Annotated in this window: 18 protein-coding genes; all 18 read left to right on the top strand. The window is 64.4% G+C overall.

All coding sequences use genetic code 11. The features are described 5' to 3' along the window. Positions 1-100: 100 nt before the first annotated feature. The 18 genes from LXM88_RS05585 to atpG all read left to right on the top strand — a co-directional run bounded on the left by LXM88_RS05585 (position 101) and on the right by atpG (position 20289). Positions 101-985 (top strand): branched-chain amino acid ABC transporter permease, encoded by an 885-nt coding sequence (locus LXM88_RS05585; protein WP_262539363.1) that lies wholly within the window; start codon positions 101-103, stop codon positions 983-985. Next, positions 985-1959 carry a branched-chain amino acid ABC transporter permease gene (locus LXM88_RS05590; RefSeq protein ID WP_262539365.1) on the top strand — a complete coding sequence of 325 codons (975 nt, stop codon included), beginning with the start codon at positions 985-987 and terminating at the stop codon, positions 1957-1959. The genes LXM88_RS05585 and LXM88_RS05590 overlap by 1 nt, the downstream gene beginning before the upstream one ends. Positions 1960-3080: 1121 nt before the next feature. Beyond that, the gene (locus tag LXM88_RS05595) at positions 3081-4238 is read left to right on the top strand and encodes an ABC transporter substrate-binding protein (protein WP_174380334.1); all 1158 of its coding nucleotides are present in this window, start codon (positions 3081-3083) and stop codon (positions 4236-4238) included. Between the two features lie 200 nt (positions 4239-4438). Continuing rightward, positions 4439-5494 carry a branched-chain amino acid ABC transporter permease gene (locus tag LXM88_RS05600; RefSeq protein ID WP_174380335.1) on the top strand — a complete coding sequence of 352 codons (1056 nt, stop codon included), beginning with the start codon at positions 4439-4441 and terminating at the stop codon, positions 5492-5494. A gap of 4 nt (positions 5495-5498) precedes the next feature. Continuing rightward, on the top strand, positions 5499-7283 hold the full coding sequence (locus LXM88_RS05605; RefSeq protein ID WP_262539368.1) for a branched-chain amino acid ABC transporter ATP-binding protein/permease: 1785 nt from the start codon (positions 5499-5501) through the stop codon (positions 7281-7283). Beyond that, positions 7283-8038 carry an ABC transporter ATP-binding protein gene (locus LXM88_RS05610; protein WP_262539369.1) on the top strand — a complete coding sequence of 252 codons (756 nt, stop codon included), beginning with the start codon at positions 7283-7285 and terminating at the stop codon, positions 8036-8038. The genes LXM88_RS05605 and LXM88_RS05610 overlap by 1 nt, the downstream gene beginning before the upstream one ends. 628 nt (positions 8039-8666) lie before the next feature. Next, complete coding sequence (gene mnmG / locus LXM88_RS05615) at positions 8667-10637, top strand: tRNA uridine-5-carboxymethylaminomethyl(34) synthesis enzyme MnmG (protein WP_262539371.1); 1971 nt, start codon at positions 8667-8669, stop codon at positions 10635-10637. Beyond that, the gene (gene rsmG, locus LXM88_RS05620) at positions 10634-11320 is read left to right on the top strand and encodes a 16S rRNA (guanine(527)-N(7))-methyltransferase RsmG (RefSeq protein WP_262539373.1); all 687 of its coding nucleotides are present in this window, start codon (positions 10634-10636) and stop codon (positions 11318-11320) included. The genes mnmG and rsmG overlap by 4 nt, the downstream gene beginning before the upstream one ends. A 51-nt stretch (positions 11321-11371) precedes the next feature. Beyond that, positions 11372-12151, top strand: coding sequence for a ParA family protein (locus LXM88_RS05625; protein ID WP_262539375.1), 780 nt, complete (start codon positions 11372-11374; stop codon positions 12149-12151). Between the two features lie 31 nt (positions 12152-12182). Then, positions 12183-13076: a ParB/RepB/Spo0J family partition protein gene (locus LXM88_RS05630; RefSeq protein WP_262539376.1), complete on the top strand. Its 894-nt coding sequence runs from the start codon at positions 12183-12185 to the stop codon at positions 13074-13076. 10 nt (positions 13077-13086) lie between these two features. Then, entirely contained in the window at positions 13087-14217 is a 1131-nt protein-coding gene (locus tag LXM88_RS05635; RefSeq protein WP_262539378.1) for an SLC13 family permease, read from the top strand. A gap of 568 nt (positions 14218-14785) precedes the next feature. Further along, a complete protein-coding gene (locus tag LXM88_RS05640) occupies positions 14786-15310 on the top strand; it encodes an ATP synthase subunit I (protein WP_262539379.1) in 525 nt (174 codons plus the stop codon). A gap of 109 nt (positions 15311-15419) precedes the next feature. Further along, entirely contained in the window at positions 15420-16271 is an 852-nt protein-coding gene (atpB, locus tag LXM88_RS05645; RefSeq protein ID WP_047899456.1) for a F0F1 ATP synthase subunit A, read from the top strand. Positions 16272-16346: 75 nt separating this feature from the next. Beyond that, on the top strand, positions 16347-16616 hold the full coding sequence (gene atpE, locus LXM88_RS05650) for a F0F1 ATP synthase subunit C (protein ID WP_006482730.1): 270 nt from the start codon (positions 16347-16349) through the stop codon (positions 16614-16616). A gap of 129 nt (positions 16617-16745) precedes the next feature. Then, positions 16746-17216 (top strand): F0F1 ATP synthase subunit B, encoded by a 471-nt coding sequence (locus tag LXM88_RS05655; protein ID WP_006751767.1) that lies wholly within the window; start codon positions 16746-16748, stop codon positions 17214-17216. 2 nt (positions 17217-17218) lie between these two features. Further along, positions 17219-17758 carry a F0F1 ATP synthase subunit delta gene (locus LXM88_RS05660; protein ID WP_014895498.1) on the top strand — a complete coding sequence of 180 codons (540 nt, stop codon included), beginning with the start codon at positions 17219-17221 and terminating at the stop codon, positions 17756-17758. Between the two features lie 44 nt (positions 17759-17802). Further along, entirely contained in the window at positions 17803-19344 is a 1542-nt protein-coding gene (gene atpA, locus LXM88_RS05665; RefSeq protein WP_262539389.1) for a F0F1 ATP synthase subunit alpha, read from the top strand. A gap of 69 nt (positions 19345-19413) precedes the next feature. Next, the gene (gene atpG, locus LXM88_RS05670) at positions 19414-20289 is read left to right on the top strand and encodes a F0F1 ATP synthase subunit gamma (protein WP_047899457.1); all 876 of its coding nucleotides are present in this window, start codon (positions 19414-19416) and stop codon (positions 20287-20289) included. Positions 20290-20309: the final 20 nt, after the last annotated feature.

The raw sequence follows: 20309 nt of genomic DNA on the forward strand, positions 1-20309 counted from the left end.
CCGCGCAGTGGCGGCTGCGGCGATGTGCCCGCTGCGCCGCCCGCGTGCGCAATGCATGAAGGTTGCGCGCGCAACGAAACTCATTCTGACGGCTAAGTCGATGGAAATCTTTGGCATTCCGTTGCCGGCGATGCTGAGCCAGTTGCTGCTCGGGCTCGTCAACGGCTCGTTCTACGCGATCCTGAGCCTCGGGCTCGCGGTGATCTTCGGGCTGCTCAACGTGATCAACTTCGCGCACGGCGCGCTGTTCATGCTGGGTGCGATGCTCGCGTGGATGGGCCTGTCGTATTTCGGGCTGCCGTACTGGGCGATGCTCGTGCTGGCGCCGCTGGTCGTCGGCGCGTTCGGGATTGCGATCGAGCGCTCGATGCTGCGCTGGCTGTACAAGCTCGATCACCTGTACGGGCTGCTGCTCACGTTCGGCCTCACGCTGGTCGTCGAAGGCGTGTTCCGGTCGATCTACGGATCGTCCGGCCAGCCGTACGACGTGCCGTCGCAGCTTTCCGGCGCCACCAACCTCGGCTTCATGTTCCTGCCGAACTACCGTGCGTGGGTCGTCGTCGCGTCGCTCGCGGTGTGTCTCGCGACGTGGTTCGTGATCGAGAAGACGCGCCTCGGCGCGTACCTGCGCGCGGGCACCGAGAACCCGAAGCTCGTCGAGGCGTTCGGCGTGAACGTGCCGATGATGATCACGCTCACCTACGGCTTCGGCGTCGCGCTCGCCGCGTTCGCGGGCGTGCTGGCCGCGCCGGTGATCCAGGTGTCGCCGCTGATGGGCCAGCCGATGATCATCACCGTGTTCGCGGTGGTCGTGATCGGCGGGATGGGCTCGATCCTCGGCTCGATCGTCACGGGCCTGATGCTCGGCGTGATCGAGGGCTTCACGCGCGTGTTCTACCCGGAAGCGTCGGCCACCGTCGTGTTCGTGATCATGGCGATCGTGCTGCTGTTCCGCCCGGCGGGCCTGTTCGGCAAGGAAAAATGATGCAGAGAAAAGTGCTTTACGGCGTGCTGCTCGCGCTGCTGCTCGCCGCGCCGTTCATCGGCGCGTATCCGGTGTTCGTGATGAAGGTGCTCACGTTCGCGCTGTTCGCGGCCGCGTTCAACCTGCTGATCGGCTATACGGGGCTGCTGTCGTTCGGCCATGCGATGTTCCTCGCGACCGCCGGCTACGCGACCGGCTATTCGATACAGACGCTCGGTTTCACGCCGGAGCTCGGCGTGCTCGTCGGCACCGTCGCCGCGACGCTGCTCGGGCTCGTCGTCGGGCTGTTCGCGATCCGTCGGCAGGGCATCTACTTCGCGATGATCACGCTCGCGTTCGCGCAGATGGTCTACTTCATCTACCTGCAGGCGCCGTTCACGCACGGCGAGGACGGCCTGCAGGGCGTGCCGCGCGGCCACCTGTTCGGGCTGCTCGACCTGTCGAACGACGTTGCGCTGTACTACGTCGTGCTGGCGGTGGTCGTCGCCGCGTGCGCGTTCATCGTGCGGGTCGTCCATTCGCCGTTCGGCCAGGTGCTCGTCGCGATCAAGGAGAACGAGGCGCGCGCGATCTCGCTCGGCTACGACACCGACCGTTTCAAGCTGCTCGCGTTCATCCTGTCGGCCGGGCTCGCGGGGCTGGCCGGCTCGCTGAAGGTGCTCGTGCTCGGCTTCGAGACGCTCTCCGATGCGTACTGGACGATGTCGGGCCTCGTCGTGCTGATGACGCTCGTCGGCGGGATGGGCACGCTGTTCGGGCCGCTGCTGGGTGCGGCGCTGATCGTCGCGTTGGAAGACCGGCTCGGCGACATCGGCGAATGGCTCGCGTCGACGACGGGCGTCGCGTGGTTCCATTCGCTCGGCGAATCGGCGACGATCGTCACCGGGCTGATCTTCATCGCGTGCGTGCTCGCGTTCCGGCGCGGCATCGTCGGCGAGATGGTCGCGCGGATCAAGCCGCTCAGGGCGTCGTGAGCGCGTGCCGCGCGCGTCGCGTGCACGTTGATGCGAAGCACCATCCGGCGCGCTCCGGAAGGGCGTCGCAGCGGGCTCGGGCCGGCGCCGCGCGGCAGGCAGGTGCCCCATTTTCGTGCGGCGATGCACCATAGGGGTAAATGCTAAGTTGCCGTGGTGCTTAAGCCTCTTTAAGATTCGTTTCAGTTCTGATGCACCGCGAAACGAATTTGCAGGTGGAGAACGAGGAGACAATCGAGGCACAAAGTGCCCGGACCCCAAAGCGCTGTTGGACGGAATCCAACAGCGCTTTTTCATTTGCGTGCACGGATATCCACCGATGGTGCATCGGCCTGCGCAATTGCCGTATCCCGCGCTTGCGTTCGCACTGCGCTCCTTCCGCGCTTCGCCGCGTCCCCCGTTTTTCTGTTTCTCTTTCCCGCCATTCGTTCGCTGACGGCGCGCTGCGCTGTGCAGGCTGTCCGGGCTTACCCGGTTGGCGTGCGCGAAATGCGTCCGTTACACTTGGCTTTCGCCGACCGCGCGGTCGGGAAAATCGGTCGGCAGTTCTCCTACAAGCAGAATGCAGAAGAGGGAGTACGGTTGGATGAGCAGCGCAGGACGATGGATCGGGGCAGGAAGGGCGGCTGGCGCCGCTCGTGCGTCATTGGACGCGCATTCGTACTTCCCGGCCTTCCCGAGCCGTCCTGCGGCCGGTACGCGCGTTCAGGCACGGGTTGCCGGCACGGTGCCTTCGCCGGTCGTTGCGCTCGCACCCGTCTCCGCATGAACCGCCGCTTTTCCGATCTTGTGCCGCCGGCGCGCGGGGCCGGGCCGAGCCAGGTCGGCGCACTTTCCGGCGATCGTTGCGCACGCATCGATCGCCCGCACGATCCCGCATTTCTTCGCCTTCTTCATCCTGACGACATTGCTGCTGCGCATCGTGGCGGTCGAACGAGCGTATCGGCCGCGTTGCATGCGCATGCGCCGCACCGTCGGGATCCTGCCGCGCTGGCGGCGTTTCACGGGAAAACGAGCGTAGGCGCGGCAAGACGAGATAGTTAAATTATTAACTTGTTTGGGGAACGGGAGCCGCCCGAGCGACCCGCGGATTTTTCGAGCAGCGTTTGGAGACAACGTAAATGAAGATGAATCGATGGATGGAGGCCGTGCTTGCCGTGGGCCTCGTGTGCGCGGCGGCTACGGCGTCGGCGCAGGTGAAGATCGGCGTGACGCTGTCGGCCACCGGGCCGGCCGCCTCGCTCGGGATTCCGGAAAAGAACACGATCGCATTGCTGCCGAAGGAAATCGCGGGCAAGAGCGTGCAGTACATCGTGCTCGACGACGCATCCGACACGAGCCGCGCGGTGCAGAACGTGCGCAAGCTGATCGACGAAGACCACGTCGACGCGATCATCGGCTCGTCCGTCACGCCGAACTCGCTCGCGATGCTCGACCCCGTGTCGCAGGGCAAGACGCCGACGATTTCGCTCGCGGCGAGCGCGCAGATCATCGCGCCGATGGACGCGAAGCGGGCGTGGATGTTCAAGGTGCCGCAGAACGACCAGCTGATGGCCGACGCGATCGCCGGCTACATGGCGAAGCACGGCGTGAAGACGGTCGGCTTCATCGGCTTCGCCGATGCGTACGGCGACAGCTGGTACAAGACGTTCAGCGCGGCGGCCGAGAAGAACGGCCTGAAGCTCGTGTCGAACGAGCGCTTCAACCGTACCGACGCATCGGTGATGGGGCAGGTGCTGAAGCTGTTGGGCTCGAATCCCGACGCGGTGCTGATCGCCGGCTCCGGCACGCCGGCGGCGCTGCCGGCCAAGACGCTGAAGGAGCGCGGCTACAAGGGCAAGGTGTACCAGACGCACGGCGTCGCGAACAACGACTTCCTGCGCGTGTGCGGCAAGGATTGCGAAGGCGAGATCCTGCCGGCCGGCCCGGTGCTCGTGACCGACCAGCTCCCGGATTCGAACCCGGTGAAGAAGGCGGCGCTCGGCTACAAGGCCGCGTACGAGAAGGCCTACGGCGCGGGCTCGCTGGCGACGTTCGGCGGCCATGCATGGGATGCGGGGCTGCTGCTGCAGCGCGCGATTCCGGACGCGCTGAAGAAGGGCCAGCCGGGCACCGAGGCGTTCCGCGAAGCGCTGCGCGCGTCGCTCGAAAGCGTGAAGGACCTGCCCGTGTCGCACGGCGTGATCAACATGACGGCGACCGATCACAACGGCTTCGATACGCGTGCGCGCGTGATGGTGCAGATCGTCGACGGCAAGTGGAAATTGCAGGCCGAGTAAGCATCACGTGAAACCGGCGGGCGCGGCGCGAACGGCGCCGTACCCGCCGTCGGCAGGGCGCCGGACCTGACGGGCCGCGCCCGCGCCGCATGGAACCACCGGGGCCCGCCGGGTGGCGCCTGACGCTCCGATCTTGCCGTCCGTGTGCCCCGGCCGTTCCCGTCGCCGTTTCTCCGCAGCATTCTCGATACAAGACACGTATGGATCTCTCGATTGCGGCGATCCTCGCGCAAGACGGCATCACGACCGGCGCCATTTATGCATTGCTGTCGCTGGCGCTCGTGCTGGTGTTTTCCGTCACGCGGGTGATCTTCATTCCCCAGGGCGAATTCGTCGCCTACGGTGCGCTGACGCTTGCGGCGTTGCAGGCGCAGAAATTTCCCGCCACCTGCTGGCTGCTGTTCGTGATGGGCGTCGCGTGCTTCCTGCTCGAAGTCGGCGGCCTGATCCGGCATCGCGAACGCCGCCATCAGCTCGGCCGCACGCTCGCGACGCTCGGCAGCCGCTACATCCTGCTGCCGCTCGCGGTGTTCGCGATCACGCGCAGTTTTGCCGCGCAGCCGATGCCGATGCTCGCGCAGATCGCGCTGACGCTCGCGATCGTCGTGCCGATGGGGCCGTTCGTCTACCGGCTCGTGTATCAGCCGATCGCCGAAGGCACGACGCTGCTGCTTCTGATCGTGTCGGTCGCCGTCCATTTCGCGATGGTCGGCCTCGGGCTCGTGATGTTCGGTGCGGAGGGCTCGCGCACCAACGGATTCTCGGATGCGTCGCTGTCGATCGGCAGCATGACGGTGTCGGTGCAGAGCATCCTGGTCGTCGTCACCGCGCTCGTGCTGATCGGCGCGCTGTACGTGTATTTCGGCCGCACGATCGCCGGCAAGGCGCTGCGCGCGACGTCGGTGAACCGGCTCGGCGCGCAGCTCGTCGGCATCGGCACGACCGAAGCAGGGCGGCTCGCGTTTACGTTCGCGGCGGGCCTCGGTGTGCTGTCCGGGATCCTCGTCGGCCCGCTGACGACGATCTACTACGACTCGGGCTTCCTGATCGGCCTGAAGGGCTTCGTCGGCGCGATCATCGGCGGGCTCGTCAGCTATCCGCTCGCGGCCGCCGGCTCGCTGCTCGTCGGCGTGCTCGAATCGTATTCGTCGTTCTGGGCGAGCGCATACAAGGAGGTGATCGTGTTCACGCTGATCATTCCGGTGCTGCTGTGGCGGAGCTTCGTGACGCCGCATGCGGAAGAGGAAGAGGAGTGACGCGATGAAGACGATGGTACGCAACAAGACCTTCTGGGTGTTTCTCGTGGTGCTGTTCGCGCTGCCGGTGCTGCCCGGCGCGCTGCACGTGCCGGAGTACTGGATCACGCTGCTGAATTACATCGGCCTCTATGCGATCGTCGCGATCGGGCTCGTGCTGCTGACGGGCGTCGGCGGGATGACGAGCTTCGGGCAGGCCGCGTTCGTCGGCATCGGCGCGTATGCAACCGCGTTCCTGACGACGCGCTACGGCGTGTCGCCGTGGCTCGCGCTGATCGTCGGCGTCGTGCTGACGGCACTCGTCGCGCTCGTGCTCGGCGCGGTCACGATGCGACTGTCCGGGCACTTCCTGCCGCTCGGCACGATCGCGTGGGGCCTCGCGCTGTTCTACCTGTTCGGCAACCTCGAACTGCTCGGCAAGTACGACGGGATCAACGGGATTCCGGCGCTGAACCTGTTCGGCATCGAACTCAACAGCGGTCGCAGCCTGTATGTGCTGATCTGGGCCGTCGTGCTGGCCGCGATCGTGTCGGTGCAGAACCTGCTGAACAGCCGGCCGGGTCGCGCGATCCGCGCGCTGCGCGGCGGCGGCGTGATGGCCGAGGCGATGGGCGTGAACACCGCGTGGATGCGCGTCGTGATCTTCGTCTACGCGGCCGTGCTCGCGGCCGTGTCGGGCTTCCTGTACGCGCACCTGCAGCGCGCGGTGAACCCGACCCCGTTCGGCCTGAACCACGGGATCGAATTCCTGTTCATGGCCGTGGTCGGCGGCGTGTCGCACGTGTGGGGCGCGGTGCTCGGCGCAGCGATCCTTACGGTGCTGCAGGACTACTTGCAGACGTTGCTGCCGAAGCTGCTCGGTTCGGAAGGCAACTTCGAGATCATCGTGTTCGGCGTGCTGATGGTGCTGCTGTTGCAGTACGCGCGCCAGGGCGTGTGGCCGTTCGTCGCGAGGCTGTTCCCGCGCGGGCCGCGCGCGCATGTGCCCGAGCACGCCGAGCCGTTGCCGCAGCGCGCGAAGCCTGCGGCCGGCGAATCGCTGCTCGTCGTCGACAACGCACGCAAGCAGTTCGGCGGGCTCGTGGCCGTCAACGACGTCAGCTTCGACGTGAAAGCGGGGCAGATCATCGGGCTGATCGGCCCGAACGGGGCCGGCAAGTCGACCACGTTCAACCTCGTGACGGGCGTGCTGAAGCCGACCGGCGGCACGATCGCGTTCCGAGGCGAGCGCATCGACGGGCTCACGTCGCGCCAGATCGTCCGCCGCGGCATCGGCCGCACGTTCCAGCACGTGAAGCTGCTGCCGGCGATGACGGTGCTCGAGAACGTCGCGATCGGTGCGCATCTTCGCGGCCATACGGGTGTCTGGCGCAGCATCGCGCGGCTCAATGCACACGAGGAAGCGCAGTTGCTGGCCGAAGCCGCACGGCAGATCCGCCGCGTCGGGCTTGAAAAGCACATGTACGACGAAGCGGGCAGCCTCGCGCTCGGCCAGCAGCGGATTCTCGAAATCGCGCGCGCGCTGTGCTGCGACCCGACGCTGCTGCTGCTCGACGAGCCGGCCGCCGGGCTGCGCTACCAGGAGAAGCAGCAACTCGCCGACCTGCTGCGGCGACTGAAGGCGGAAGGCATGAGCGTGTTGCTCGTGGAACATGACATGGACTTCGTGATGAACCTCACCGACCGGCTGGTGGTGATGGAATTCGGCACGCGGATCGCGGAAGGGCTGCCGCAGGACGTGCAGCAGGATCCGGCGGTGCTCGAAGCGTATCTGGGCGGGGTGGAGTGATGACGGACACGACGATGCCGATTCTCGAAGTGCGCGGGCTGGCGGTCCGGTACGGGAAGGTGGAGGCGCTGCACGGCGCGGCGATCAAGGTCGGTGCGGGGCAGATCGTCAGCGTGATCGGCCCGAACGGGGCAGGCAAATCGACGCTGCTGAACGCGATCATGGGCGCGCTGCCGGTAACCGGGCATGCGTCGGGCGCGGTCGTGTATCGCGGCAACGACGTCGGCGCGTTGCCGATCGAGCAGCGTGTCGCGCGCGGGATGTGCCTCGTACCGGAAAAGCGCGAGCTGTTCAGCACGATGACGGTCGAGGACAACCTCGTGCTGGGTGCGTACCGGCGCAAGCAGGCCGGTGAATCGAACTTCCTCGACCAGCTCGATCACGTGTTCGCGCTGTTTCCGCGGCTGAAGGAGCGCCGCAAGCAGGCGGCCGGCACACTGTCGGGCGGCGAGCGGCAGATGCTCGCAGTCGGCCGCGCACTGATGGGCAAGCCCGACCTGCTGATGCTCGACGAGCCGAGCCTTGGGCTCGCGCCGCTGATCGTGAAGGAGATCTTTCATATCATCAGTGCGTTGCGCGGCACCGGCGTTGCGACGCTGCTGATCGAGCAGAACGCACGGGCAGCGTTACAGATCTCCGACTACGGTTATGTGCTGGAGACGGGCGAGTTTGCCCTGGAAGGGCCGGCGGCCGAGCTTGCGCAGAATCCGCGTGTGATCGAAACCTACCTCGGGTTGGCGAAGAAGACGGCTTGAAAGTTGGGGCGGTCGGCGGGAAACGGACGGCGTGTTTCACGTGAAACACGCCGTTTTTGTTTGTGGGGTTGGAGCAATGTCTCGATAGCCCGATGGTTCGCGGTCAGGGGATAAGTGTCTGGGGAATAGTCGGAAGTTCTGTGTGACAGCGGAGGATAACTGTCCACAGCACGGGTGATGATTGCTCGTCGCGCTCGGCAGTTGATCGTGGCTTGCTCCACAGATTGGTTTCCTGGTGCGCGGATCTCTGCACAGGCTGACGATGTGTTGGGTCTCGGGGGATAAGTGCCGGGCCAACAATGGGAAAGTCTGTGAGGATGAGAGGGGGCACAGGGTGTGGCGTCGAGGTTGTCGTGCCAGCCACAGGAATCGATGCCGGTCTGTCCCCAGCAGGCCACTTTCCTGGCGATCGATTTTTTGCACAGACACAACGATGTGCGGCGATCCGGCCGGGAACATTGCTGGAGCAGGCTCGACGCCACGGATTCATCCATCCGCAGCCGAAAAAACGACGAAATGAACCGACTCTACCGTTCGGACGGCCTTCGGGTGAAAAGCGAACCCGCTATAATTCGGCCCATACATTTCTCTGATAGGTTCGTGCGCACGCCTGCGTACGGAATCCACCATGCTTTTTCCCACAGAATTTGACGTCATCGTCGTCGGTGGCGGTCACGCCGGCACGGAAGCCGCGCTGGCGTCCGCCCGAATGGGCGCGAAGACGCTGCTGCTGACCCACAACATCGAAACGCTCGGGCAGATGAGCTGCAATCCGTCGATCGGCGGCATTGGCAAAGGCCATCTGGTCAAGGAAGTCGACGCGCTGGGCGGCGCGATGGCCGCCGCGACGGACGAGAGCGGTATTCAGTTCCGGATCCTCAATTCGTCGAAAGGCCCGGCTGTGCGTGCGACGCGTGCGCAGGCCGATCGCATCCTGTACAAGGCCGCGATTCGCCACCGGCTCGAGAACCAGCCGAACCTGTGGCTGTTTCAGCAGGCCGTCGACGACCTGATGGTCGAAGGCGACCGCGTGGTGGGCGCCGTCACGCAGATCGGCATCCGCTTCCGTGCGCGTGCAGTCGTGCTGACGGCCGGGACGTTCCTCGACGGCAAGATCCACGTCGGCCTGAACAACTACACGGGCGGTCGCGCGGGCGATCCGGCGGCCGTGTCGCTGTCGTCGCGCCTGAAGGAGCTGAAGCTGCCGCAGGGTCGCCTGAAGACCGGTACGCCGCCGCGTATCGACGGCCGTACGATCGACTTCTCGAAGCTGGACGAGCAGCCGGGCGACCTCGATCCGATCCCCGTGTTCTCGTTCCTGGGCCGCGCGGAGCAGCATCCGCAGCAGTTGCCGTGCTGGGTCACGCATACGAACGAGCGCACGCACGACATCATTCGCGGTGGCCTCGACCGTTCGCCTATGTATACAGGCGTGATCGAAGGCGTCGGGCCGCGTTATTGCCCGTCGATCGAGGACAAGATCCACCGGTTCGCATCGAAGGAATCGCACCAGATCTTCCTCGAGCCGGAAGGGCTGACGACCAACGAGTTCTACCCGAACGGGATCTCGACGAGCCTGCCGTTCGATGTCCAGCTCGAACTCGTGCATTCGATGCGCGGCCTCGAAAACGCGCATATCCTGCGCCCCGGCTACGCGATCGAGTACGACTACTTCGACCCGCGCGTGCTGAAGGCATCGCTCGAGACGAAGGCGATCAACGGGCTGTTCTTTGCGGGCCAGATCAATGGCACGACCGGCTATGAAGAAGCCGCCGCGCAAGGCCTGCTGGCCGGCCTCAATGCGGGCCGCTACGTGCAGGAGAAGGACGCATGGTGCCCGCGCCGCGACCAGGCATACCTTGGCGTGCTGGTCGACGATCTCGTGACGCGCGGTGTGGCCGAGCCGTACCGGATGTTCACGAGCCGTGCCGAATATCGGCTGAGCCTGCGTGAAGACAACGCCGATATGCGACTGACCGAGATCGGCCGCGAACTGGGCCTCGTCGACGACGTGCGCTGGGACGCATTCAGCCGGAAGCGCGACGCTGTTTCACGTGAAACCGAACGCCTGAAGTCGACGTGGGTCACGCCGAAGACGCTGCCGTCGGAAGAGGCGACCGCGCTGCTCGGCAAGGCGATCGATCACGAATACAGCCTCGCCGAGTTGCTGCGCCGCCCGGGTATCAGTTACGACGGCGTATGCGGCCTGAAGGGTGGCGAATGTGGCCCTGCGGAGCCGCTGGCCGACGATCCGGTGATGCTCGAACAGATCAAGGAGCAGGTCGAGATCGGCATCAAGTATCAGGGTTATATCGAGCGCCAGGCATCCGAGATCGAACGTAACGACGCGAACGAGAACACGCGCCTGCCGGACGGTATCGATTACCGCGAAGTTCGCGGCCTGTCGTTCGAGGTGAGCCAGAAGCTCAACGAGTTCCGGCCGGAAACGATCGGGCAGGCATCGCGCATTTCGGGCGTCACGCCGGCGGCGATCTCGCTGCTGATGGTGCACCTGAAGCGCCGCGGCCTGGGCCGTCGTAATGGCACTGCCGCAGAGGCAACGGAGCAGGGGGACGGCGCCGTCCCGACGCAACAATGACGGCGCGTCGCGCGCCGGCGGTTAATCGGGACGTACTGGAAGGGATGCTCGTCGATGGCACGACGGCACTCGGCCTCACGCTGACGGATGCACAACGCAACCAGTTGCTCGACTATGTCGCGCTGCTCGGCAAGTGGAACGCGGTCTACAACCTGACCGCGATCCGTGACCCGAAGCAGATGCTGATTCAGCACATCCTCGATTCGCTTTCGATCGTCCCGCATCTGCGCGGCCGTGCGTCGGCTCGCGTGCTCGACGTCGGCTCGGGCGGCGGCTTGCCCGGTATCGTGCTGGCGATCGTCGAGCCGGACTGGCAGGTCACGCTGAACGATATCGTGCAGAAGAAGTCTGCATTCCAGACGCAGATGCGCGCGGAGCTGAAGCTCGCGAACCTGTCGGTGGTCACCGGGCGGGTCGAATCGCTGCAGCCGGGTGTCGAGGTGCCGGAAAAATTCGACATGATCGTATCCCGCGCCTTCGCTGATCTGTCCGACTTCGTTAAACTTGCTCGACATCTGGTCGCACCGGGCGGATCGATCTGGGCAATGAAGGGTGTACATCCGGACGACGAGATTGCACGGTTGCCGGAAGGCAGTCGCGTGAAGCAGACGATGCGGCTGACGGTGCCGATGCTCGATGCCGAACGGCATCTGATCGAAGTGGTCGTCGACGCGGCGAATTGAAGGCGCGCAGCAGCGCGCCGTTTGTTTGAAGGTAAAGGGAACACACCAACGATGGCAAAGATCTTCTGCGTTGCGAACCAGAAGGGGGGCGTCGGCAAGACGACGACATCGGTCAATCTCGCCGCAAGCCTTGCAGCGCAGGAGCAACGAGTCCTGCTGATCGATCTCGACCCGCAGGGCAACGCGACGATGGGCAGCGGGATCGACAAGGCCGCGTGCGAATCGACCGTGTACGAGGTGCTGGTCGACGGCGTGTCGGTGACCGATGCACGCGTGCGTCCGGACGGCGTCACCTACGACGTGCTGCCCGCGAACCGCGAGCTGTCCGGTGCCGAGATCGAACTGATCAGCATCGACAACCGCGAGCGCCGGCTGAAGGCCGCGCTCGAGCACGTGTCAGACGACTACGATTTCGTGCTGATCGATTGCCCGCCGACGCTGTCGCTGCTGACGCTGAACGGGCTGTGCGCGGCGCACGGCGTCGTGATCCCGATGCAGTGCGAATACTTCGCACTGGAGGGGTTGTCGGACCTCGTCAACACGATCAAGCAGGTTCACGCGAACATGAACCGCGACCTGAAGATCATCGGCTTGCTGCGCGTGATGTTCGATCCGCGCATCACGCTGCAGCAGCAAGTCTCCGATCAACTGAAAGCGCACTTCGGCGACAAGGTGTTCGACGTGGTGATTCCGCGCAACGTGCGCCTGGCGGAAGCGCCGAGTTACGGGCTGCCGGGCGTCGTGTTCGACCGCAGCTCGCGCGGTGCGCAAGCGTATCTCCAGTTTGGTGCCGAGATGATCGAACGCGTCCGCGCGTTCGAGGTGTCGTGATCCGGACATGAGCGAAGCGAGGAAGAAAGACATGAACGCGGTACCAAAGAAGAAGGGCTTGGGACGTGGCCTCGAAGCGCTGCTCGGCGGCAGTGCCGATATCACCGAAGCGGTGAAGATCGAAGGGGCACCGAACACGCTCGCGCTCGGCAAGCTGCAGGCCGGCAAGTACCAGCCGCGAACGCGGATGGACGAAGGCAGCCTGCAGGAACTCGCGGCAAGCATCCGCGCGCAGGGCGTGATGCAGCCGATCCTGGTACGGCCCATTTCATCAGACAAATACGAGATCATCGCAGGCGAGCGGCGTTTCCGCGCTGCGCGCCTGGCCGGCCTCGACGAAGTGCCGGTGCTCGTGAAGGACGTGTCCGATCAGGCTGCCGCGGCGATGGCGCTGATCGAGAACATCCAGCGCGAGGATCTGAACCCGCTCGAAGAAGCGCACGGCATCCAGCGCCTGCTCGACGAGTTCGGTTTCACGCACGAACAGGCGGCCGAATCGGTCGGCCGTTCGCGCAGCGCGGTGTCGAACCTGCTGCGCCTGCTGAACCTCGCATCGCCGGTGCAGACGATGCTGCTGGCCGGCGATCTCGACATGGGGCACGCGCGCGCGCTGCTCGCCGTCGACGCGGCCACGCAGATCACGCTCGCCCATCAGGTCGTCAACAAGCGCATGTCGGTGCGCGAGACCGAGAAGCTCGTCGCGCACACGACGAAGGAAGTGCCGGCCGTGAAGGCGCGCGCGAAGGACGACGGCGGCCGCGACACGCGCCGTCTCGAGGATGAGTTGTCTGACCTGCTCGCGTCGACGGTGAAGATCAAGCTCGGCCGCCGCGGGCGAGGGCAGGTGATGATCGACTTCGGCAACCTCGATGCACTCGAGGGCATTCTCGTGCGGCTGCGCGGCAACGTAGCGACCGAAGAGTAACGGGCTGACGATGGAGAAAACGGGCGCACCGGCGCCGCGCCGGTGGCTCGGATGGCTTGCGCAGGAACCTGTATTGTCGGTGCTTGCGCTTGGCCTGATTGTGCTGCAATGGGTGCGTCCGCAACCATTTTCCGTACTCGCCGGTCGCGTCGACTGGCAGACGGTCGCGACGCTCGCGGGCCTGCTGATGCTGACCAAGGCACTCGAGTTGTCCGGCTGCCTGATGTGGCTCGCGCACCGCATCGTGCATCACGTGCATTCCGAACGCGGGCTCGCGATGCTGCTCGTCGTGTTCGCGGCGGTGCTGTCGATGTGGCTGACCAACGACGTCGCGCTGTTCGTCGTCGTGCCGTTGATGGTGTCGCTGCGTGCGCTGACGCCGCTGCCGTTCCGGCGGCTCGTGATCGTCGTCGCGCTGGCCGTCAACGCGGGATCCGTCGCGACGCCGCTCGGCAATCCGCAGAATCTTTTCCTGTGGCAATTGAGCGGCGTGTCGTTCGGCCGCTTCGTGGTCACGCTCGGGCCGCTCGCGATCGCGTTGATGGTGCTGCTGCTCGCGCTGACCGCGTGCGCGTTTCGCGCGAAACCGCTGGACCTGTCCGGAGACGTCGTCGCACTTCCGGTGCAGCGCATGCACGCACTGATTGCGGCGGTGCTGTTCGCGGGATTCGTGCTGCTCGCCGATGCGCACCATCCGCTGCCGGGTCTGGTTGCTGTCGCGATCGTGCTGTTCGTCGTAAAACGTGACGCAGTCCTGAAGATCGACTGGCTGCTGCTGCTGATCTTCGTGCTGATGTTCGTCGTATTGCGCAGCGCGGCTGCGCTGCCCGTCGTGCACGACGCGATCGCGCGCGCGCATCTCGATTCGCCGCTGCGCGTGTTTGCGGCCGGTGCCGTACTGTCGCAGGGGATCAGCAACGTGCCGGCGGCGATCCTGCTGTCGGAATTCACGCACGACTGGCGCGCGCTCGCGTTCGGCGTATCGGTCGGCGGCTTCGGTTTCGCGATCGGTTCGCTCGCGAACCTGATCGCGGTGCGTCTCGCGAAGGAGCCGCGCATGTGGCTGCCGTTCCACCTGGTCTCGATTCCGTTCGCGCTCGTGAGCGCGGCACTCGGCGCATCGCTGCTCGTGCACGGTTGAGCGATGCGGATGCGTGCGGCACAGGTGTGAGGTTCGAGCGGCGGGGAGGGGGCACAGCGTTTGCGGTGGTTGCGATGCTGTTGATAAGTGCTGCGATTCACAGTCAATCGCCTGTGGCGGCGCGACAACTGATTGGACGATTCGACGCGCCGGCATCCTCTCGAATTTCGTGCATCGGGTGCCGCTGACTGGCCACAGTGTTCTGCTTGTCCTGGGGTGTCGCGCCGAGTCGTTCCGGGCGACTGCTTCACAGCGAATTTTCGGCGGCGATCGTGCCGCTCCGTTCGAGCCCGCGTCGGGCGTCGTTTCCACGCCATCCACCATCGCCGGACATTTTTCGGGCAAGAAATACCGGTGCAAAAAACCGACCTTACAACTGTCGTCGTACGTCGTCGAATCGCGTGTTTTTCCACATGATGACGCGTCGTTTTACGCAGGTTTTTGTCGCGTCTAAAGCCTTGAATCACTTGCAACTATCGCTTACAATCGCCCGGATTTGTTAGCTAGGCACCCCTGAAAGCTTTCAGAAAGCTTGGGGCCGGGTTCAAGGATTTTGCGGAAGATTGCGATGGCGGGTCAGGCGCCGGACGAAAGGCACGACGATCAGCGCACGCAACGCACCGCTTCGGCGGCCGGCGAGCGGCGCGAATCCGACGATGACTGGGATGCCGAGCAACAAGATAACAACATCGTTCCGCTCACACGGACAGAAGCCGAGAGGCTGTTCGGTCCGGACGTGAGCAAGCCCTCGCGCGTGACCCCCTCCAAGGTGGTGATCGCGCAAGTGGTCTTGTCCCTGGTTGCAACGCTGGCGTGGTGGCTGTTTTCGAAGTCGCCGGGCGCCGCTGCGCAATCCGCGTTTCTGGGCGGAGCGATTGGCTGGGTGCCAAGTGCGTTGTTCGTGGCACGACTGAAGGCAGGTGGTTCGGCCACCGTGATGAGCTGGGTGATGGGCGAAGCCCTGAAGCTCGGCCTGACGGTCGGGATGTTCGCAGCAGTGGCGTTCGGCTGGTCCGGCGTGCACTGGGTGCCGTTCCTCGTCACGTACCTCGTCGTGCTGAAGACGTACTGGATCGCGCTGGCCTGGCGGTAAGCAACAAGCAGCGTGCGGTTTCGACAACGAACCGCACCGGCCCGTTCCCGCAATAGCGTGTTGCGGAACAGGCAAAACGATTTTCGACAATTTGGGTGGCATTAACGATATGGCAGCTAGCGAAGGCACGCGCGGTCCGGATCCGTCCGAGTACATTGCGCACCACTTGCAGAATTTCTCCACCTCGCATCAGACGTCGATTTTCGACATCCACGTCTGGAATCTCGACACGCTGTTCTGGTCGATCGTATGCGGCGTCGTCACGGTCCTCCTGCTGCGTCTGGCCGCCCGCAAGGCGACGTCGGGCGTGCCGGGCCGTTTCCAGTGCGCGATCGAGATGCTCGTCGAAATGGTAGAAGACCAGTCGAAGGCCATCGTCCACGGCAATCGCACCTTCATCGCTCCGCTCGCCCTCACGGTGTTCGTGTGGGTCGCGCTGATGAACTCCCTCGACTTCCTCCCGGTCGACCTGCCGGGCCGCGTGATCGGCCTGCTCGGTCTGTCGGACGTGATTTCCCACCATCGCATCGTCCCGACGGCCGACCTGAACGGCACGCTCGGCATCGCGCTCGGCGTGTTCGTCCTGATGATCTACTACAGCATCAAGATCAAGGGCGCGGGCGGCTTTGTGCATGAGCTGCTGTCGGCCCCGTTTGGCGCCCACCCGCTGCTGTGGATCCCGAACCTCGCGCTCAACATCGTCGAATATCTCGCGAAAACCGTCTCCCTCGGTATGCGGCTGTTCGGCAACATGTACGCGGGTGAGCTGTTGTTCCTGTTGATCGCCCTGCTCGGCAGCATGTGGAGCTTCGGTGGCGACGCAACGTTCCTCGGCTTCGTTGGTCACGTGATCGCGGGTAGCGTCTGGGCAATCTTCCACATCCTGATTGTTCTGTTGCAGGCATTCATTTTCATGATGCTGACGCTGGTGTATCTCGGCCAGGCGCACGACACGCACTAAGCGCGGCGTGCAAGAAAGAGTCTTCGTTTTAATTTTTTAAATCTCAGTTCCAAGTCTTTTCACAAAGGAGTGATCATGCAAGCTTACATCGCCAACATCCAGGGTCTGACCGCCATCGGTATCGGCATCATCATCGGCCTGGGTGCAATCGGCGCCTGTATCGGTATCGCGCTGATGGGTGGCAAGTACATCGAAGCCTGCGCACGTCAGCCGGAACTCATCAACCCGCTGCAAACGAAGATGTTCCTGCTGGCTGGTCTGATCGACGCTGCATTCCTGATCGGCGTTGGTGTCGCAATGCTGTTCGCGTTCGCGAACCCGCTCCTGTCGAAGCTCGCAGGCTAAGGTTCCTCGGAAATTTGCGTCCGGCGCAAGCCGGCGCAGGGCGGAACGGAGACTTGGGGCGCTGATCGAATGCAACTCGATGAGCGCCTTACCGTTTCATTTTTCCGGAATAGCAGATAAGGAAACACCGTGAATCTCAACGCAACTCTGTTTGCGCAAATGGTCGTGTTCCTGGTCCTCGCGTGGTTCACGATGAAGTTCGTGTGGCCGCCGTTGATCAACGCCCTCGACGAACGTTCGAAGAAGATCGCCGACGGCCTCGCCGCCGCGGAAAAGGGCAAGGCGGAACTCGACGCAGCGCACAAGCGCGTGGACCAGGAACTCGCGCAGGCCCGCAACGACGGCCAGCAGCGCATCGCCGACGCTGAAAAGCGTGCCCAGGCGGTCGCCGAGGAAATCAAGGCCAACGCCCAGGCTGAAGCCGCCCGCATCGTCGCCCAGGCGAAGGCGGAAGCAGAACAGCAAATCGTGAAGGCGCGCGAAGCGCTGCGTGGCGAAGTCGCCTCGCTGGCCGTGAAGGGCGCCGAGCAGATCCTGAAGCGCGAAGTCGATCAAACGGCCCACGCCCAACTGCTGAATCAACTGAAAGCCGAGCTCTGATCATGGCCGAACTTGCAACCATCGCCCGCCCTTACGCAGAAGCGCTGTTCCGCGTGGCCGAGGGCGGTGACATCGCCGCCTGGTCCACGCTCGTGCAAGAGCTGGCCCAGGTTGCGCGTCTGCCGGAAGTGCTGTCGGTCGCGTCGAGCCCGAAGGTGACGCGCACGCAAGTAGCCGAGTTGCTGCTTGCTGCGGTGAAGTCGCCCGTCGCGGCCGGCGCCGAAGCGAAGAACTTCGTGCAGATGCTGGTCGACAATCACCGCATCGCGCTGCTGCCGGAAATTGCCGAGCAGTTCGAGGCGCTCAAGAACGAACGTGAAGGTGCAGCCGACGCCGAGATCGTGAGCGCGTTCCCGCTGAACGGCGCAGATCTCGAGAGTCTCGTCTCGGGCCTCGAGCGCAAGTTCAAGCGCAAGCTGAAACCGACGGTCGAAGTCGATTCGTCGCTGATCGGCGGCGTGCGCGTGACGGTCGGCGACGAAGTGCTCGACACCTCGGTTCGCGCGCGTCTCGCATCGATGCAGGCTGCCTTGACCGCCTGAGCGCCACGCCGGCACGCAACAGAATTGACTATCAGGAGCGAATAATGCAACTCAATCCCTCTGAGATCAGCGAGCTGATCAAGAGCCGGATCCAGGGCCTTGAAGCGAGCGCAGACGTTCGCAACCAGGGCACCGTGATCTCCGTGACCGACGGTATCGTGCGTATCCACGGCCTGTCGGACGTGATGCAGGGCGAAATGCTCGAGTTTCCGGGCAACACGTTCGGCCTCGCGCTGAACCTCGAGCGCGACTCGGTCGGCGCGGTGATTCTCGGCGAATACGAACACATCTCGGAAGGCGACATCGTCAAGACGACGGGCCGCATCCTGGAAGTCCCGGTTGGTCCGGAACTCGTCGGCCGCGTGGTCGATGCGCTCGGCAACCCGATCGACGGCAAGGGCCCGGTCAACGCGAAGCTGACCGACGCGATCGAAAAGATCGCCCCGGGCGTGATCTGGCGTAAGTCGGTGTCGCAGCCGGTGCAGACGGGCATCAAGTCGATCGACGCGATGGTGCCGATCGGCCGTGGCCAGCGTGAGCTGATCATCGGCGACCGTCAGTGCGGCAAGACCGCGGTGGCGCTCGACGCGATCATCAACCAGAAGGGCAAGGACCTGATCTGTATCTACGTCGCGATCGGCCAGAAGGCTTCGTCGATCATGAACGTGGTTCGCAAGCTCGAAGAAACGGGCGCGATGGAATACACGATCGTCGTCGCCGCAACGGCATCGGATTCCGCCGCGATGCAGTACCTGGCACCGTACGCCGGCTGCACGATGGGCGAATACTTCCGCGACCGCGGCCAGGACGCGCTGATCATTTATGACGACTTGACCAAGCAGGCCTGGGCATACCGCCAGATCTCGCTGCTGCTGCGCCGCCCGCCGGGCCGTGAAGCGTACCCGGGCGACGTGTTCTATCTGCACTCGCGTCTGCTGGAGCGTGCGGCTCGCGTGTCGGAAGAGTACGTCGAGAAGTTCACGAACGGCGAAGTGAAGGGCAAGAGCGGTTCGCTGACGGCACTGCCGGTCATCGAAACGCAGGCTGGCGACGTGACGGCATTCGTTCCGACGAACGTGATCTCGATTACCGACGGCCAGATCTTCCTGGAAACCGACCTGTTCAACGCAGGCATCCGCCCGGCAATCAACGCCGGCGTGTCGGTGTCGCGAGTCGGTGGCGCCGCTCAGACGAAGGTCGTGAAGAAGCTGTCGGGCGGTATCCGTACCGACCTCGCGCAGTACCGTGAACTGGCCGCATTCGCGCAGTTCGCATCGGACCTCGACGAAGCGACCCGCAAGCAGCTCGAGCGCGGCCGCCGCGTGACGGAACTGCTGAAGCAGCCGCAGTACCAGCCGCTGCAGGTGTGGGAACTGGCCGTGTCGCTGTACGCCGCGAACAACGGCTACCTCGACGACCTCGACGTGAAGCAAGTGCTGTCGTTCGAGAAGGGCCTGCGCGAAAGCCTGAAGACCAGCAACGCTGACCTCATCAAGCGCATCGAAGACACCAAGGATCTCTCGAAGGACGACGAAGGCGCACTGCGCTCGGCGATCGAATCCTTCAAGAAGTCCGGTGCCTATTGATCCGCGAGTGACACACTGAGGCCGCGCGGGTGCTGATGCGCCCGCGCCGCTTCGGTCAAGGAGCAAGCTATGGCTGGAATGAAGGAAATTCGCGGCAAGATCAAGAGCGTGCAGAACACGCGCAAGATCACGAAGGCGATGGAGATGGTGGCCGCATCGAAGATGCGCCGCGCGCAGGAACGCATGCGCGCCGCTCGTCCGTATGCGGACAAGGTCCGTGCCATCGCCGCGCACATGAGCCGCGCGAACCCGGAGTACCGCCACCCGTTCATGGTGGCGAACGACGGCGCGAACACGGCCGGCATCATCCTCGTCACGACGGACAAGGGTCTGTGCGGCGGGCTGAACACCAACGTGCTGCGTGCGACGGTGCAGAAGTTCAAGGAGCTGGAAGAGAAGGGCCAGAAGGTCGAAGCCACGGCGATCGGCAGCAAGGGCCTCGGTTTCCTGAACCGCTTCGGCGCGAAGGTGCTGTCGCAGGTCGTGCACCTCGGCGACACCCCGCATCTGGACAAGCTGATCGGCGCGGTGAAGACGCAGCTCGACCTGTACTCCGAAGGCAAGCTGTCGGCGGTTTATATCGCTTACACGCGCTTCGTCAACACGATGAAGCAGGAAGCCGTGATCGAGCAGCTGCTGCCGCTGTCGTCGGAACACTTCGAAGCCGATGACGGTACGCCGGCCACGTCGTGGGACTACATCTACGAGCCGGACGCGCAGGCAGTCGTCGACGAACTGCTCGTGCGTTACGTCGAGGCGCTGGTGTACCAGGCCGTCGCCGAGAACATGGCGTCCGAGCAATCGGCGCGGATGGTCGCGATGAAGGCCGCGTCCGACAACGCGAAGACGGTGATCAGCGAACTGCAGCTCGTGTACAACAAGAGCCGTCAGGCCGCGATTACGAAAGAACTGTCGGAGATCGTCGGCGGCGCAGCCGCTGTTTAAGCGCGCGCCCGGACGACAAC

This window comes from Burkholderia sp. S-53, assembly GCF_025560745.1.
In the GTDB taxonomy this organism is placed as follows: domain Bacteria; phylum Pseudomonadota; class Gammaproteobacteria; order Burkholderiales; family Burkholderiaceae; genus Burkholderia; species Burkholderia pyrrocinia.

Bases quoted from the DNA above. Each gene is read 5' to 3' on its own strand.
- LXM88_RS05585 (WP_262539363.1), top strand. From the start codon at position 101: ATGGAAATCTTTGGCATTCCGTTGCCGGCGATGCTGAGCCAGTTGCTG.
- LXM88_RS05590 (WP_262539365.1), top strand. From the start codon at position 985: ATGCAGAGAAAAGTGCTTTACGGCGTGCTGCTCGCGCTGCTGCTCGCC.
- LXM88_RS05595 (WP_174380334.1), top strand. From the start codon at position 3,081: ATGAAGATGAATCGATGGATGGAGGCCGTGCTTGCCGTGGGCCTCGTG.
- LXM88_RS05600 (WP_174380335.1), top strand. From the start codon at position 4,439: ATGGATCTCTCGATTGCGGCGATCCTCGCGCAAGACGGCATCACGACC.
- LXM88_RS05605 (WP_262539368.1), top strand. From the start codon at position 5,499: ATGAAGACGATGGTACGCAACAAGACCTTCTGGGTGTTTCTCGTGGTG.
- LXM88_RS05610 (WP_262539369.1), top strand. From the start codon at position 7,283: ATGACGGACACGACGATGCCGATTCTCGAAGTGCGCGGGCTGGCGGTC.
- mnmG (WP_262539371.1), top strand. From the start codon at position 8,667: ATGCTTTTTCCCACAGAATTTGACGTCATCGTCGTCGGTGGCGGTCAC.
- rsmG (WP_262539373.1), top strand. From the start codon at position 10,634: ATGACGGCGCGTCGCGCGCCGGCGGTTAATCGGGACGTACTGGAAGGG.
- LXM88_RS05625 (WP_262539375.1), top strand. From the start codon at position 11,372: ATGGCAAAGATCTTCTGCGTTGCGAACCAGAAGGGGGGCGTCGGCAAG.
- LXM88_RS05630 (WP_262539376.1), top strand. From the start codon at position 12,183: ATGAACGCGGTACCAAAGAAGAAGGGCTTGGGACGTGGCCTCGAAGCG.
- LXM88_RS05635 (WP_262539378.1), top strand. From the start codon at position 13,087: ATGGAGAAAACGGGCGCACCGGCGCCGCGCCGGTGGCTCGGATGGCTT.
- LXM88_RS05640 (WP_262539379.1), top strand. From the start codon at position 14,786: ATGGCGGGTCAGGCGCCGGACGAAAGGCACGACGATCAGCGCACGCAA.
- atpB (WP_047899456.1), top strand. From the start codon at position 15,420: ATGGCAGCTAGCGAAGGCACGCGCGGTCCGGATCCGTCCGAGTACATT.
- atpE (WP_006482730.1), top strand. From the start codon at position 16,347: ATGCAAGCTTACATCGCCAACATCCAGGGTCTGACCGCCATCGGTATC.
- LXM88_RS05660 (WP_014895498.1), top strand. From the start codon at position 17,219: ATGGCCGAACTTGCAACCATCGCCCGCCCTTACGCAGAAGCGCTGTTC.
- atpA (WP_262539389.1), top strand. From the start codon at position 17,803: ATGCAACTCAATCCCTCTGAGATCAGCGAGCTGATCAAGAGCCGGATC.
- atpG (WP_047899457.1), top strand. From the start codon at position 19,414: ATGGCTGGAATGAAGGAAATTCGCGGCAAGATCAAGAGCGTGCAGAAC.